Origin of the sequence: Dictyoglomus sp., assembly GCF_049968615.1 — a bacterium.
In the GTDB taxonomy this organism is placed as follows: domain Bacteria; phylum Dictyoglomota; class Dictyoglomia; order Dictyoglomales; family Dictyoglomaceae; genus Dictyoglomus; species Dictyoglomus turgidum.
The window spans coordinates 1-12,071 of sequence record NZ_JBMFQK010000019.1 but is presented as its reverse complement, the minus strand read 5'-3'; the positions used below and the strand labels follow the sequence as shown (position 1 = coordinate 12,071).

Annotated in this window: 11 protein-coding genes and 1 pseudogene; 2 read left to right on the top strand and 10 right to left on the bottom strand. The window is 35.6% G+C overall.

Translation table 11 applies throughout. From position 1 onward, the window contains the following. Nucleotides 1-234: 234 nt before the first annotated feature. Nucleotides 235-339 carry a serpin family protein gene (locus tag ACP5QL_RS09190; RefSeq protein ID WP_428127269.1) on the bottom strand — a complete coding sequence of 35 codons (105 nt, stop codon included), beginning with the start codon at nt 337-339 and terminating at the stop codon, nt 235-237. 32 nt (nt 340-371) lie between these two features. Beyond that, on the bottom strand, nt 372-1,358 hold the full coding sequence (locus ACP5QL_RS09185; RefSeq protein WP_428127266.1) for a hypothetical protein: 987 nt from the start codon (nt 1,356-1,358) through the stop codon (nt 372-374). Nucleotides 1,359-1,535: 177 nt separating this feature from the next. Between ACP5QL_RS09185 and ACP5QL_RS09180 the strand changes: the two genes are divergently transcribed. Both ACP5QL_RS09180 and ACP5QL_RS09175 read left to right on the top strand, forming a co-directional pair. Then, a complete protein-coding gene (locus tag ACP5QL_RS09180) occupies nt 1,536-1,994 on the top strand; it encodes a transposase (RefSeq protein WP_428127262.1) in 459 nt (152 codons plus the stop codon). 179 nt (nt 1,995-2,173) lie between these two features. After that, nucleotides 2,174-2,386: a transposase gene (locus tag ACP5QL_RS09175; protein ID WP_428127274.1), complete on the top strand. Its 213-nt coding sequence runs from the start codon at nt 2,174-2,176 to the stop codon at nt 2,384-2,386. 681 nt (nt 2,387-3,067) lie between these two features. On the opposite strand, the gene ACP5QL_RS09170 is transcribed toward ACP5QL_RS09175, so the two are convergent. The 8 genes and pseudogenes from ACP5QL_RS09170 to ACP5QL_RS09135 form a co-directional block, all read right to left on the bottom strand. Beyond that, on the bottom strand, nt 3,068-3,220 hold the full coding sequence (locus ACP5QL_RS09170) for a hypothetical protein (protein WP_428127259.1): 153 nt from the start codon (nt 3,218-3,220) through the stop codon (nt 3,068-3,070). A gap of 76 nt (nt 3,221-3,296) precedes the next feature. Continuing rightward, complete coding sequence (locus tag ACP5QL_RS09165; RefSeq protein WP_428127257.1) at nt 3,297-4,319, bottom strand: thioredoxin domain-containing protein; 1,023 nt, start codon at nt 4,317-4,319, stop codon at nt 3,297-3,299. Then, a complete protein-coding gene (locus ACP5QL_RS09160) occupies nt 4,319-5,413 on the bottom strand; it encodes a hypothetical protein (RefSeq protein WP_428127254.1) in 1,095 nt (364 codons plus the stop codon). The genes ACP5QL_RS09165 and ACP5QL_RS09160 overlap by 1 nt, the downstream gene beginning before the upstream one ends. A gap of 14 nt (nt 5,414-5,427) precedes the next feature. Continuing rightward, nucleotides 5,428-6,591, bottom strand: coding sequence for a hypothetical protein (locus tag ACP5QL_RS09155; protein ID WP_428127251.1), 1,164 nt, complete (start codon nt 6,589-6,591; stop codon nt 5,428-5,430). A 3-nt stretch (nt 6,592-6,594) separates the two neighbouring features. Further along, nucleotides 6,595-8,649, bottom strand: coding sequence for a tetratricopeptide repeat protein (locus ACP5QL_RS09150; protein WP_428127246.1), 2,055 nt, complete (start codon nt 8,647-8,649; stop codon nt 6,595-6,597). Between the two features lie 404 nt (nt 8,650-9,053). Then, a complete protein-coding gene (locus tag ACP5QL_RS09145; protein ID WP_428127243.1) occupies nt 9,054-10,148 on the bottom strand; it encodes a hypothetical protein in 1,095 nt (364 codons plus the stop codon). A 9-nt stretch (nt 10,149-10,157) separates the two neighbouring features. Further along, nucleotides 10,158-11,222 carry a PDZ domain-containing protein gene (locus ACP5QL_RS09140; RefSeq protein WP_428127240.1) on the bottom strand — a complete coding sequence of 355 codons (1,065 nt, stop codon included), beginning with the start codon at nt 11,220-11,222 and terminating at the stop codon, nt 10,158-10,160. A 122-nt stretch (nt 11,223-11,344) separates the two neighbouring features. Then, nucleotides 11,345-12,071: pseudogene (locus ACP5QL_RS09135) on the bottom strand (hypothetical protein); the annotation flags it as partial.

Sequence of the window (12,071 nt, the reverse complement as noted above, 5' to 3'; positions counted from 1 at the left end):
ACCCTCCCCATACTTTTTGTTTATTCACATACCGTTTCACACTCCTCATCACTGCACTTTCCCACGCAGCCACCTAACAAAAAAAATACTACCTCTCCAGCAATCTACTGCACACTCGTAGCATTCAGGACGACACACCTGCTTTCTCACTTTACAACCTCCTGTGAATAATTTTTGTTATATATATTATTGGGCTTTATCCCTTGACCTCCTCCCCTTGCTAGAGCAATCTGATTATTTACCCGGTTCATAAACCCTCCCAATAAATAGTATAGCATCTGTCTTATTATGCTGAATTATGAAGATAAATGGATGGTCTGCACGGAAGATGATAAACATAGCGTACCTCCTTAGTATTTGGTTCATATTTTTCATTTATTTTCAGTCTCCATTATATTATTTATAGCTGTTTTAAGCCCATTTAGTTTGTTCTCTATATCCTGTTTCTCTTTTATGAGCTCTTGTTCCCTTTTTGTAACCTCCTGAAATTCTTTTTCTGCCTCCTGATTTAGTCTCATAGCTTCTTTTATGAGCTGGTCGTCTTTCTCTTCCTTTTTGATCTTTTCCTTGTAGTCATTAATTTTTTCTATCGGACTATCAAAACCCTTCTCAGAAGCATTTCTTGCAGACTCTATATCTGTCATAAGATTTTTTGATAAATCAAAATTTCCATTTAATGCCATCTCTGCTGCTTTGATTGATTGAGTTGCTAAACAATATGCCTGTTGCAATGCTCTGTTGTATCTTTCTGGGTTTGCAGAATAAACAGGCGGTCTTTCATCAAGCATTGCAAAGTATATGGCTCCTGCATTATCTTTTTCTTTATATATTTGTTCCCTCATCCGTTCTTCTTCAAGCTTTCTCAAAGCCTCTCTCTGTCGTTGGGCTTCTTCCTCTGTTTTCATAAGCTCTTCAATAAGCTTTCTTCTCTCTTGCTCCTCCCTCATAGAGTCTTCATACGGTTTCGGTTGTGTTCTGCCTTCACCTGTGGAGCCATAAGGAACACATCTTGACATCCTCTGCCAGCGAGCATCATAAGGAAGGGCATTGCGTCTGGCACTTTCACAGGCAGAAAAACTTGGAAAATCACCTCCTTTCCCGGGATCCCAGCAAGCCTTTTCAGCACCACGAACATTATTGCAGAGCCAGCGATTATATTCTGAATAATCAATATAGTAACTAGGTTTTTGAGGGGGTTTGCAATAGATTTTATACTCTTCAGGAGAATACCAGTTGCCATCATAGGAACAATGTATCTTGGGTTTTGGCTCAGGTATATTCTGGGAATAGGCAGGGAGAATCAGAACAATCCCTGCAAAAAGAAATAACATAATTATGTATAAACCTTTCTTACCCATATACCACCCTCCCTCCTCTTTGGATATGATGTTGGTATATATCAAAAAAGGAACTATTATTTTTTAACCCGAATTGCCTCATCAAAAATCTATATGAAACTGAATCGTTGCCTCATTTAAAAATCTATATGAAAATATCATAATGTCTCCTGATAAAAATGTCTACAGGAGGCAGAGATGAGGTTAACGATGGAAGAAAGGAAGAAACTGACGAAGATAGTATCTGAGAGGTATCAGAAGTCCTCTAAGAAGCAGAAGGGGGTAATTCTTGATGAATTTGTAGCACTCACTGGGTATGATCGTTGTTATGCATCTTATCTTTTAAGGAATCATGGGAGGAAGGTAAGAGTCAACTCTAATACGGTAATGGTTGCAGATGTAGGCAGAAGACCCAGAAGGAAACGACAGAGGATTTATGACCAGAAGGTATTCATAGCACTCAAGAAGATATGGGAGATAATGGATTTTATTTGTGCTAAGAGACTTGCTCCTATAATAGGCGAATTACTTCCTATATTAAGGAAGTATAGGGAGGTCAAACTTGATGCTTCTACTGCCAGAAAGCTATTGAAGATAAGTGCGCGCTTGTCAAGAATTTTGTGTCTCCTGGTAGAATTTCATATTAAAAAGTTGTAAAAGGTCATATGCTTTTGCCCTGAGTATAGGGACAGGATTCTGCACTTTCCCTGTTTGAGTCTGTCAATAATGTTTCCTCAGTATTGATTCAATAGCTTTGTCTTTGATCATTTCAAATGTCTTCTGATCCAATTTGTACCCTCCTTTTCTTCTAACCTTAGACACAAAATTATTCTAACATCCCGGTTGAGCCTGTGATTGGGAATATGAGTTATAATTTAGGGTTTAAGGAATTTTTGTTGCGTGGTTTAAAGAAGGTAAAAGGGGAATATGTCTTGATGTGTATTGCGCATAACTTTATAAAGATTAGGAATTATTTAAGGGAATTGGGTTTAAGTTTGAAAGAGGGGTTAGCAAAACAGGAGAGATTATTAGGATTGAATAGTTCATAAGGGGTTGAGAAGATAAATTCAGGAAAAATTAAAAAGAAAATAGAAAAATAATAAGGGTTGAAGTGTCTTTCTATAAATTTATCTGTTTGGAGGGGATATTTTAAGTGAATTATGACACAGCCTCTTTAGTTTTTCCAAAATTCTGGTAAATTAATATACCATCCCCGACTTGTCAAGAGGATTTTTTCGCCTTTTTGAATTTCAATTCCAGAAGATCTTTTCTTCTTTAAGCTCCTCTTTTTAGAACTCACCTGATTATTTTAAAAAGGGCTTACGTTCTCGAAACACATATAAGAAGAAGGTAATATGAGAATTATGGAATGCAGTAGTGGAAGAAACTGTCCTTGTCTAAGATGAATCAATAAGAATCAGGGGGACATGATAATTTAATAAGGACCCAACACGATAATCTCTATTTCCTTTGATGGTGATAAAAAAAGAAAAAAACTACCTGCCTTTTCTGGGGTAGGAAGTTATGAGTGGTTTTCCTTGCCCATGGGGGACGATTGTAGGGAATTAAAGAGATCTTAAAAGTAAATTTGGTTTTTTGGAAAAACTTGCCTATTACTCCGATTTTACTACGCTTATCGGGATAAACTCCCTTCAGCCAGCCTATGGTGTTGTTTTTGAATGCAGGCTTTTAAGCCAGTCCTCCACAATGCCTGGTGTATACATCCTGTGTCATGCGATACATGCACTGGTTTCACTGCTTAATGAGATTTTTTCTTCTTTTTTAGTAGATTTCACCTTATCAGAATTTTCTGGACTTGCTGAAGTATTGAAAATAAGGTTGAGAATGATAAAACTAATCAGGAAAATAGCCAATTGCCTCATGATAAACCCTCCTTTTCTCGTTTCCATGCCTCATTGATTGATTCTAAGTTCTATTATAAATCGACCATGTTGATTTTTAATCTTCTTTAATGCTTTGATTGGTTAGAAGCTTTTCTATATCAGCCTCATTCTTATATCCAGTAACAGAGCTTACCTGTTTACCTTCTTTAAAAAGTATAGTGGTTGGGATTGCCTGAATCCTGAACCTTTCGTAAATTTTCTTGTTATTTTGTATATTTATGCTTACAACCCCCACCTTCCCTTTATATTTTTCAGCTATTTGTTCCATCACTGGGGTAAATTTTATACAAAAAGAGCACCAATCTGCCCAGAAGACTACAAATATAGGCATACTATTTTTAATAACCACATCCTCAAATTCATCCTCTTCAATCTCATACACATTGCTTTTAAATACATCAAGGGAAGTAGGGATAACTTGTTGTCTGCCTCCTCTAATTATGGTTATTCCTACCACATTCTCAATCCCTGTCCTTTTGCCATATATTGAAAATCTACCCTGAAGTCTTGGGTCTTCAAGGGGTGTCTCTATCAATCTGTAAAAATCTTCAAGTTTGATTCCTACCGAACTTCTTTTGTTAACCTCTATAATCTTATCACCACTTTTAAAACCTGCCTTCTCAATCTTTGAGCCCGGCAAAACATTCATTAAATATATACCATCCTGCATTGCAACAATGCTTATACCAGATAGTCCAATCCTTCTTTTTGTTTCTCTTATCTTTTTAAGTCTTGAGATCTCTAAAAGCACCTCACTCTTATCAGCCGGATTCTTTGTAATTTCCAGATACCTTTCAAATGATCTTATTGCCTTTACAGGCTTTCCTATTTCTGCTGATATCAATGCGAGATTATAATATGCCTCAGCCCAATCTGGAGCCAATTCTATAGCCTTTTCAAATTCCTCTTCAGCCTCCACAAAATTTAATGGAGAAAGAGCTGATTCAACTAATTTCTTGCCTTTTATAAAATGCTCTCTTGCCTCATTAGAAATCGCATCACCACAAAATCCGTATGAAAAGAATAATAATAGATTAATTATTAAAATTAATAAGTTTCGCAAAAAACTTACTACCATTATTTACCCTCCACCCCCTTTACATTAAAAACAGTTTTGTTTATTTCAACAATTGCTTTTATTTCTTGATTCAACTTTATAAGTTCTTCATCAGCCTTTTTTTCCTCTTTTTTAGCGTCTTCAAGCAATTTTAAAGCTTCATTAAGAAGACTATTATACTCTTTTATTTCAATTTCATTTTTAGCTAACATTTTCTTATCCTCAATTTCCTTGATCCTTTTTTCTATTTTCACAACTTCCTGGGACTTTTCATCTTTTTTCTTTTTAATTTCATTTAATAAATTCACTCTCTCATTCATTTCTTGAGTAACAACTTTAAGTAATTCCTGTTGAAATTCTGCTTTGTAAATGCTGGATTTATCAGAACCAGGAACATCTATTCCTATTTGGATGTCAGGGCAATTAGAAAGATCTCCTTGCATAGCCTTTGCCGAATTTTCGCTATATATTTTTGCCTTTTCAAATGAGTCACCATTATCCGATGATATTATCTTTGCTGCTTCAAGACTCCAATATGCGCTACACTTAAGACTCTTCAAGGATGAAGAATCATCTGATAAAGAATCAGGTCCTTTTAACTTATTTATTAACCTATTTTTCTTTTCTTTAAACTCATTCTCTCTCATTAAGGCATATTGTTTTTGCATCTCTTCAATTTGTTTTTTCACCTCATTCTGCCATTCCTTGAGATCTCTCTCTTCAGATTCTTTATCCACTTGAACCCTTGTATGGGTTTGCACTGAGGATTTACCTACTTGTCCTCCTTGCAGTCCCTTCATAAATCCCTGCATAAAACTCTGTACTAAAACCAGCATCATATCCATCTTCCAATTACCTGTGCTTCTAAATCCACCAGTATAGCCACTTGTTGAAGGCGCCTGAGAAATCGGTGTGCATCTACCGCAACCTACACATCTATACCTTACCCCACCTATCATAACTTCTACTGTCTGCCCACTTGGTATAAAAACCCAACCACTATCGGTTTTCAACTGAGAACCATCACAGCTCATGCCAAAGGGAAAGGCTACATCAACAAAAGTAGTTGCTATAATAACAATTGTTAAAACTAAGCAAAAAGATCCCTTAAACATATTACATCTCCGAATTATTTATTTTTATCATAGTATTTTTTTGAATATTCTTCACAATCTTTGACTTTTTGCATAGTTTTTCTATTTTGGTCAGTTAGTGTATTTAATGCCTTCAATTGTTCATCAGTAAGTTTGTACTCACGATCTATTTCCTCATCCATCAAAGTTATTTTCACACCATGATAAGGAATATTAACAAGTAAATTTGCATATATCTGGCCTCTAGATATGGCATTTATTATACCAATTCGTGGATTTGTTATAAGAGTTTCGGGATTTCCCTCTAAAATTTCTTTTATTCTGTCTAAAATTAACCCTGCTCCAAATTGCCCTGTTTCAGATAAATAAACTTTAAACTCTGGATCAGAAAGAATTGCTCTAAGCTCTGTTTCTGCTTGGTCTATGTTGTGTTTTATAATCTGAAGCTCGGATACGACATATCTGATGGAATCGATAGTTAAAGAAATATTTTCTAACGCATTAACATGTTGTAAGGCTTTCTCATAATTATTATAAGCCTCAATCCACCTCTTCGTTATAACTGGATTACTATAATTTTTTAAAACTTCTTCTGAAATTATTACTTTCAACTTTGCTATAGCATCTGCTTTTAAATATGCACTTACTGCTGGAAGAAGATTTGAAGCTAAATCCGCATAATATTCAATTATCTCTTTTTCAACTTCTTTCAATCTTTCTTCCCATTCTTTATTTCTTCTTTCTGCCTCTTCTAAAAATCTTTTTAATACTATTTTATCACGATCTACTTGCTCCCTGTATTTATTACATACATCTTTCATGCAATTGAGGCCATTCTGTTTAGCAGTATTTATGTATTGCTCAAGGATTAGAATTTCTTTTTCTGCTTCTTCTTTATTTTTCCTATGCTCATTTTTTGATTTTTCTGCCCGTCTTAATGCCTCTTCCGCAACCTGGCCTGCTTTTGTATCTCCTCTTGCCCTTGCCAGAAGAATAATTTCCTGGGCTTTCATCATAATTCTGTCACTATCAATAATCCCTTTTTCTGCACCCTCACGAATTTTTTTCAATTTAATAAGTCTTTCCTTCAAATCAGCTATACTTAGCGAATCTTTGCAGGAATCCTGGGCTAAAGAATTAGATGAAAAGGGCAATAAAATAACAAATAGAAGAATGGAAATGAAAATTTTCCTCACCATTACTTACTCCCCCTTTTCCATTAAGAATTCCCACCTGTAAATCTCGTCTTTTGCAGTTCTTGCATCAGGTGCGTCAGGATAAAGGTCAAGATAAATATTCATGTTTTTAATAGCCTGCTTGTAATCTTTAAGCTGAGCAAAATTTAGGGCTAATGCCTTATACAGAGCAGGAAAGAAGGGAGATTCCTTTAGTGCTTTTTTATATTCTTTTATTGCCTCTTCAAACTTCCCTTCAGAAGTATATACTTCTGCTCTTATAACCATCTTTCTTGCTTCTTCAGTAAGAGCAAAGTATTGAGGATATTTCATCATAAGTTCAGCAATATAGGCCCTCACCTCTTTGGCTTCTTTTTCATCAGCAAGTTTCAGATAGTCTTGATATTCTTTAATAGCCTCTTTATATTGCTCTTTCTTTTCTAACTCTTTGGCAACTTGTAGTTTAGAGTCTTTATAGGGTTTTAAAGCATTCTGCAGGGAAGCTATATAGCTCTGGCGGAACTTGCTTCTTGTAATGAAATAATCTTCAGGAAGTTCCTGACAAATACTAACGGAACTTTTTATATCTCCCGATTTTGCATAGGCTATTGCTTCGAGCACTCTATCGAAGGGGCTATCTTTTATAGTAGAAAGAATTTTCAAAGCCTGACCATAATCCCCTTTATCAATTAATGCAACAGCAATAGCAGATTTTGCCCAGCTATTGTTGGGATTTAATGAATAAGCCATTTCTGCATCCTTCAAAAATACCTCTTTTTTACCCAGTTCTCTGTAAGCTAAAGCCCTTATAGCAAAAGCAGGAGCAGCCTGTTTATATATAATCTTCTCTCTAATTAGTGTAACATCCCTGGGTTTATCCCACTCCTTCCTTTCTATTGTTAGAGTGACCTTTGAGCCCTCTTCCCCTCTTAGGCTGCTTACCACTTTATTTACATCCCATCCTTCAGTAGACCGACCATCAATTTTTATGATTTTATCTCCTGCCTTTATTCCCGCTCTATCAGCAGGACCTGAGTTAATAATGCTTTCTACCTCCAGGTAACTTTTATCTGCACTAAGTTTTATTCCCATGCCAACATCGATTATTGTATTTAACTCAATAGCCCTACTTGAAAAATCAAGAACTTCATGGTAGTTACCAGTAACCAAATGTGCTCCGGAAAGTAACAATAAGGCTTCAAAGTCATCTTTATTAAGTTGTAAAGATTTTCTTAAAATATCTATAGCCGCTTCATAATTTTCGCCATCAAGATAAATTCTTGCAATGAGGTGATATGGTTCTGGTCTCTCAGGAGTAAGTTCAATTACTTTTTTAAATGACTTAATAGCCTCTGATTTCTGTCCAATCTTTTTTTGAATTAGACCTAATGCTGAATAGCCAAAAGTATTTTGAGGTTCAACCTCTATAGCTTTTTTTGCCGATGCGATAGCTTTTTCATATTCACCCATCTTTCCATAAGCTAAGGCGAGCGTTGAAAAAACATCAGCAGAACCCTTTGGATCTAACTCAATAGATTTGTTTATACTCTCTATTGCCTTTTGATATTCCCCATTACTATAGTAAGCGTTACCAAGCCAAAATAGAATTGCATTTTTAGGGGGGACAAGAGAAAACCATCTCTTCCAACTGGGAGTATCAAAAGGGGGAACTGGCCTTTCTTCCGCGATAGATGCAGCTATAGAAAAATTCTCGATAGCTTTTTTATAATTGTTTGTATCATAATAGGCTTTACCAAGCCAAAAATACCACGCTGGTAGCATTCCCCAAGTTGCACAATTAATTTTTTCACAATTCTCTATGACTTCTGTAAGATACTTTATAGCATTTTGGTAATCTCCTTTTTTATAAAATGCCACTCCCATTACAAATCTACTATATCCTCCTACATACTTATCGTTTAGGTCTATTTTTTGAAAATATTCAATTGCTTCATCGTATTGTCCACTCCAAAAATTTTCCTCACCTTTTATGGCTTCTTCAACTGAAGCACATCCTGATAAGAACAAAAGAACAAACAGTCCTATAAGGTATACACCAATTTTCATTTGTCGAGTAGACATCTTTTATAACCTCCTTTCGGTTATTTAACGCCCCTCACAGAACCGTGCTTGCTGATTTACAGCACACGGCTCTTCAGGGATACCTCCTCAATAAGAGAATAGTGTAAAGGTCAAGTTATATATCTTCGTTAACGGCAATGGATTATACCTCACGGAGTTTAAGAACTGCTGAAAGTTTACGCTCTTCCTCTATCGGTGGCATATTCCCACTTATGCCATAATAACGATCTTCTGCCAAACTCCTCTGCCTCACCTCACTGAATGCAGAGTTCACTACACAGCTGGTTGCTAACCTTTGCTGTGGTTGGACTTCCCTTTCTTCCTCAAACAATCTAAGTTGTTTCATTTATTACCATCTTTAAACAGGGTCACCAACTGGATACTATGAGCTTTACTCGGCGCACTCATCTCTTTTCCTCCGCTAACATTTTGTTTTTCATCTCAGCTAACTTATTTTCTATTTCCTGTTTCTCCTTCAAAAGCCTCTGCTCATTTTGCAAAGCCTCCTGATATTCAGCCTCTGCCTGTTGCTTTAAAGCCAATGCCTTTGCAAGAAGGTCATTATCTGTTTCTTTATCTTTTTGAGTTTTTGCCTTATCTTTATCTTTCTTTACTTTCTCAATCTTTGCTTCAACTTCTTTTATCTTTTTTTTGGCTTGCTCCTTCTTTTCTTGAATTGTTTGCAGTTCATTAAAGTTTGCCTCTATCTTTGGAATCAAAGCCTGCACATTTTTTGTTATTTCAATATATTTTACATATTGAGGGTCCTTTTCTATAGACATTCGGACATCCGGTATTTTGAAGTTTATATCCTTAGGGCAAGATGATAACAATTTACCGCTATATTCAGTATCAAAACCTGCTCCAGCAGTTGCTTTTATATTTTCAAGGTCTGTAATAAGATTTTTTGAAATTTCAAACTTACCTTGAAGAGCCATTTCTGCTGCCTTAATTGAAGTATAGGCTGCACAATATGCCTGCTCAAGAGCTTTCTTGTATTGTTCTTTTTGGAATGAGTTCATAGGTGGAGGAGAGGTTTTCATTTGGCTACTTAACTTAAAGACCTCTTCTTTAAATTCCCTATTCTTTTGTTCTTTTTCCTGTAGAAGAGATTTAACATATTGTTCTCTGGCATCCTGTTGTTTTTGAGCTTCTCTTCGTGCTTCTTCTACCAGCTTTTCCTGTTCTGAATTTCTTGGTTCAGGTTGAGGTTGTTGAGAAGAAGGCTCTCTTGATGATCCACAGGGAACACATCTTGACATTCTCTGCCAACGAACATCATAAGGAAGGGCACTTTTTCTTGCATTTTCACAAGAATTATAATCAGGGAAATTTCCAACATAATCCGGAGCATAACAGGCTTGCTGAGCACCTCTTACATTGTTACATAGCCACTGGTTGAAATCTCTTTGGTAGATACAATACTGTTGAGCAAAGACATAATCAAATGAAAGGAATAGAGAAATAGTTAAAGTTAAAATTTTATAAATTCTTAGCATATTACCCTCCTATTCAAGACGATAATGAAGTTCATATTTAAAGTCCTCCATCTCATCAAATTTATATTCTTTCAATTTTTGAAATGTCTTATTTAGTGCCTCATCAAAGCTATTGTATTTCTCATCATCACGATTTTTACTAAAATATCTTATTTTTATTATGGGAAAGGATGAATCTAAATCTATTTCTCCTCTATACATTTCATACACAGGATAGAAGAATTTTTGCCAAAGTCCTGTTGGTAGTTTATGTTCAATTATCCATATATAAAAACTTCTGATTTCAAAAAATCTTCCATCAAATTCTACAGGGAACATAGGATGTTCTCTTATATTTCTTTCCACAATTGCTTGTAACGACCCCTCAATTTTGGTTTCAGTTAATTCAGTTAAGGGATTCATCATCCAGATTCTACCTGATTTATCAAGTTTGAATTTTTTAATAGAGACTCCTATCTTGCCTGGAGGAACTTGCTTAATAAGAATCCAAGTACTATATACCATCTTGGATTTTACACTTTCTAATACTTCATACTTTCTTTTATTTCTATTTATAGCCATAGCAATGTTTTCAACATCTGGTGAATTTTCTCTTAAAGCATATCTCAAATATTCTGTAAAATTTTCTGCAGCCTTGTCATAGTAATCAAGTTTTTCATAAATTAAACCCAGATTATGATATACATCAGGCCAGGTTGGAGATAGTGCCTTAGTTTTTTCAAATAGATTGACTACTTTTCTCAAATCATCCCGTGTTGTAGCCCTTTTTAGTGCGTCAATAGCCTTATCAAAATAAATTTGAGGGTCATTTTCTAAGACTTCCATGCTAATGCCTAATCTTGGAGAAGTTGAAGAAGGAGGAAGTTTAATGGAGACTTTAATTTTCTCTCCTTTTCTTAAAATTACTAAATTATGATCACCTGAGGGCAACGACTTAAGATAGATAACAAATTCTTCCGCGAGAGAAGTCGTCTCTTTGTCATAAAACAATCTGTGGTTCAAAGAGTAGATAATATCACCGACCGCAATACCAGCTTTCTCAGCAGGAGCATCAGGAATAATTGAATTTACCATCAGGACAAATCTTTTTGGCGGTAAATTCTTATTTTCTTGAGCCCATAAAATATTGGCTATCAATAAAATGCTCAGACAAAATATGTAAATAAATGCTTTACGATAAGAATTTGTTATTGTTTTCATTTCTTTTCATTTGCCAATGCGTTTGCTTTTAATTCATTTATCCTGCTTTCAATGACCTGTTTCTCATTTAAAAGCCTCTGCTCATTTTGCAAAGCCTCCTGATATTCAGCCTCTGCCTGTTGCTTTAAAGCCAGTGCCTTTGCAAGAAGGTTATCAGTTTCTACTTTTTTCTCCGGGGTCTCCGCTATTTGTTTTTTTGCCTCTATCTCTTTGATCTGAGTTTCAATTTCTTTTATTGTTTTCTCTAATTCTTCTTTTTTAATTTTTACCTGCTCAAGTTCTGTAAAAATAGTCTGTAGTTTTTCAAAATTTGGCATAGCAAGCCTGTAAAAAGTGCTATACTTGGTAAGTTGCTTGTTTAGCTCTGCTGCCTTTTTGCTATCCATGGCATCAAGAAGTTCTTTTGGAGGTCTGTATTCTATTACTCTTGGCGAGTTTGCTCCACCTTCAAAGGCAAGCCCTGCATAGAATCTTGCTGCTTCAAGGTCTCCAGATTGAAGGAATGTTTCAGCCATTTTGGAGAAGTATGCAGTTCTCAAAAGCTGTTCTTTTGCAGTTTCAGAAGATTTAGCAGCAGATGGAGTTGCCCTGGGATTATCCCAATTGATTGATGAGAGAGTTTCTCTTTCTGAAGCCGGTGGACCTATTATGGTATACCTTCCAAAAGGTCCGTTTCCAATCCCAACCTGCTTAAGGATACCCCATCCTGCTTTTCTTCTTGCC

What these genes read in the sequence shown, in the direction of transcription:
- ACP5QL_RS09145 (WP_428127243.1), bottom strand. Translation starts at nt 10,148, where the DNA reads ATGCTAAGAATTTATAAAATTTTAACTTTAACTATTTCTCTATTCCTT.
- ACP5QL_RS09150 (WP_428127246.1), bottom strand. Translation starts at nt 8,649, where the DNA reads ATGTCTACTCGACAAATGAAAATTGGTGTATACCTTATAGGACTGTTT.
- ACP5QL_RS09170 (WP_428127259.1), bottom strand. Translation starts at nt 3,220, where the DNA reads ATGAGGCAATTGGCTATTTTCCTGATTAGTTTTATCATTCTCAACCTT.
- ACP5QL_RS09155 (WP_428127251.1), bottom strand. Translation starts at nt 6,591, where the DNA reads ATGGTGAGGAAAATTTTCATTTCCATTCTTCTATTTGTTATTTTATTG.
- ACP5QL_RS09185 (WP_428127266.1), bottom strand. Translation starts at nt 1,358, where the DNA reads ATGGGTAAGAAAGGTTTATACATAATTATGTTATTTCTTTTTGCAGGG.
- ACP5QL_RS09160 (WP_428127254.1), bottom strand. Translation starts at nt 5,413, where the DNA reads ATGTTTAAGGGATCTTTTTGCTTAGTTTTAACAATTGTTATTATAGCA.
- ACP5QL_RS09140 (WP_428127240.1), bottom strand. Translation starts at nt 11,222, where the DNA reads ATGGTAAATTCAATTATTCCTGATGCTCCTGCTGAGAAAGCTGGTATT.
- ACP5QL_RS09165 (WP_428127257.1), bottom strand. Translation starts at nt 4,319, where the DNA reads ATGGTAGTAAGTTTTTTGCGAAACTTATTAATTTTAATAATTAATCTA.
- ACP5QL_RS09190 (WP_428127269.1), bottom strand. Translation starts at nt 339, where the DNA reads ATGTTTATCATCTTCCGTGCAGACCATCCATTTATCTTCATAATTCAG.
- ACP5QL_RS09180 (WP_428127262.1), top strand. Translation starts at nt 1,536, where the DNA reads ATGAGGTTAACGATGGAAGAAAGGAAGAAACTGACGAAGATAGTATCT.